Origin of the sequence: Methylobacterium sp. WL18, from assembly GCF_008040015.1 — a bacterium.
GTDB lineage: Bacteria > Pseudomonadota > Alphaproteobacteria > Rhizobiales > Beijerinckiaceae > Methylobacterium > Methylobacterium mesophilicum.
On sequence record NZ_VRVD01000744.1, the window covers coordinates 1 to 2,085 of the forward strand.

1 protein-coding gene and 1 pseudogene are annotated in these 2,085 nt (G+C 69.6%); one reads left to right on the forward strand and one right to left on the reverse strand.

All coding sequences use genetic code 11. From position 1 onward, the window contains the following. Positions 1-107: 107 nt before the first annotated feature. Positions 108-1,658 carry a Do family serine endopeptidase gene (locus FV228_RS27755; protein ID WP_147857445.1) on the forward strand — a complete coding sequence of 517 codons (1,551 nt, stop codon included), beginning with the start codon at positions 108-110 and terminating at the stop codon, positions 1,656-1,658. Positions 1,659-1,966: 308 nt separating this feature from the next. On the opposite strand, the pseudogene FV228_RS34490 reads toward FV228_RS27755, so the two are convergent. Then, positions 1,967-2,085, reverse strand: a pseudogene (locus FV228_RS34490) (phosphoserine phosphatase SerB); the annotation flags it as partial.

Here is a 2,085-nt window from a genome sequence, read left to right on the forward strand (position 1 = left end):
CCGCTGGCGCCCCGGCGCCGGCGGACTACGATGCAAGAAAATGCGCGGGCTGCCGATCCCGGTCGGCGGCCCGCGAAACCGGAAACGCGTTCTTGAAGAGGTCGACCATGCACCCCGTCGCGAGCGCCCCCCGGGCGCCCTTCGGCCGCGCGCAGGCGCAGCCCCGTTCCCGCACACGCTCGTTCATGGCGGCGATCCTGGTCGGCGCCTCGTTCGCGACCGCGTCCCTGCCGGCCCCGGCCTTCGCCAAGGGTCCGGCCTCGCTGGCCGACCTCGCCGATCAGGTCACCGACGCGGTGGTCAACATCTCCGCCTCCACCACGGTCGATGCGCGCAGCAGCCGCACCATGCCGCAGCTGCCCCCGGGCACGCCCTTCGAGGACCTGTTCGAGGAGTTCTTCAACCGCCGCGGGGGCAAGGGCGGCGACAAGGGCGGCGAGCGGGGCGACAACGATTCGCCGCGCCAGCAGCGCAAGTCGAACTCCCTGGGCTCCGGCTTCATCATCGATACGTCCGGGATCGTGGTGACCAACAACCACGTCATCGGCGACGCCAACGACATCCAGGTGATCCTGCACGACGGCACCAAGCTGAAGGCCGAGATCATCGGCAAGGACTCGAAGATCGACCTGGCTGTGCTGCGGGTGAAGCCCACCGCCGAGCGTCCGCTGAAAGCCGTCCCGTTCGGGAACTCCGACACGATGCGCCCGGGCGACTGGGTGATCGCCATCGGCAACCCGTTCGGCCTCGGCGGCTCGGTCTCGGCCGGCATCGTCTCGGCGCGCGGCCGGAACATCGAGTCCGGCCCCTACGACAACTACATCCAGACCGACGCGGCCATCAACAAGGGCAATTCCGGCGGTCCGCTGTTCAACATGGACGGCGAGGTGATCGGCATCAACACGGCGATCCTGTCGCCCACCGGCGGCTCGGTGGGTATCGGCTTCGCGGTGCCGTCGGATACGGCCAAGCCCGTCATCGACCAGCTGCGCGACTTCGGCGAGGTCCGCCGCGGCTGGCTCGGCGTGCGCATCCAGAACGTCGACGACGCCACAGCGGAGGCGCTGAACCTCAAGGGCGGCGCGCGCGGCGCGCTGGTGGCCGGGGTCGACGAGAAGGGACCGGCCAAGACCGCCGGGATCGATGTCGGCGACGTCATCCTGAAGTTCAACGGCGCCCCGGTGAAGGCCTCGGGTGACCTGCCCCGGATCGTCGCCTCGACGCCCGTGGGCCAGAAGGTCGACGTGGTCGTCGTCCGCAAGGGCGAGGAGCTGACCAAGCCGGTCACGCTCGGCCGGCTCGAGGACACCGACAAGCCGCAGCTCGCCAACCTGCGCCAGCCCGAAGCCGAGAGCGCGACCCGTCAGGCGCTCGGCCTCAACCTCTCCGGCATCACCGACGAGCTGCGCAAGAAGTACTCCATCAAGGACACCGTGAAGGGCGTGGTCGTCACCCGGGTCGACCCGAACTCGACCGCCGCCGACAAGCGGATCCAGCCCGGCGAGGTGATCGTCGAGGTCGGCCAGGAAGCGGTCAACACCCCCGCCGAGGTGTCCAAGCGGGTCGAGGCCCTGAAGAAGGACGGGCGCAAGTCCGTGCTGCTGCTGGTGGCGAGCGCCACAGGCGACGTGCGCTTCGTGGCGATCGGGCTCGAATAAGTCGGTCCCTTATCGAGGGGCCTAGGGCCGCCGCTCCGGACGGATGCGGCGGCCTTTATTTTTGGGACAAGGCCAGGCGGCTCAGGGGGAGCCGCTACGCGGCAGTTTTGCGCTGGGTTCTAGGTCGCTTGCCGCGCTGACGCTGCATGCGCCTGGGAAAGGGCGTGGCGTTTCATGCGGCCCCGCCCCTTTCCCGGACAGGTGAAGCGAAGCGGAACCTGATCCGGGACCCGGTACGAAACGCGCCGCGAAGCGGCTCGACTCTGGGTGCCGTCGTCACGCTCGTCCGGATCCTCATCCACTGAACCTCACGCCACGAACTCGGCCGCAGCGTAGCCCTGCAGATACAGCAGCGCGGTGAGGTCGCCGTGCTCGATCCGGACCCGGGCGGCGGCGGCCACCGCGGGCTTGGCCCGGAAGGCCACGC